Annotated in this window: 1 protein-coding gene; it reads right to left on the bottom strand. The window is 55.7% G+C overall.

The genetic code is table 11. From position 1 onward, the window contains the following. Positions 1-307: condensation domain-containing protein (locus HFE01_RS26615; RefSeq protein ID WP_167438875.1), on the bottom strand; the 307-nt coding region annotated here is incomplete at both ends.

Below are 307 nucleotides of genomic sequence, written 5' to 3'. Positions count from 1 at the left end.
ATTGTATAACCAGCAAGCAGAACCATGTAAAGCGTTGCGCCGTTCTCGGCTGCAAGCCGTTTCAGACCCTCGCTTTTCTCGCTATCCATAAACAATTGCAGCGTGCGGCCCTCGTAGCTCTGCATAGCCGGGCGCGGATAGTCCGTCGGCAATTCCAAAACCGGCAGTTCTCCGCGGAACATGTCGAGCCAGTAGGCTTCCTGCTTGGCAAGCTGAGCTTTCTGCTCGTCCGATTGCTGCCATACCGCATAATCTTTGTACTGAATGCGGAGCGGCTCCAACTGCTCCCCGCTGTACAAGCGGACGA

Source organism: Paenibacillus sp. EKM10P (assembly GCF_011800655.1).
GTDB lineage: Bacteria > Bacillota > Bacilli > Paenibacillales > Paenibacillaceae > Paenibacillus > Paenibacillus polymyxa.
The sequence above is the reverse complement of the archived record's forward strand: the minus strand, read 5'-3'. Positions and strand labels throughout refer to the sequence as shown.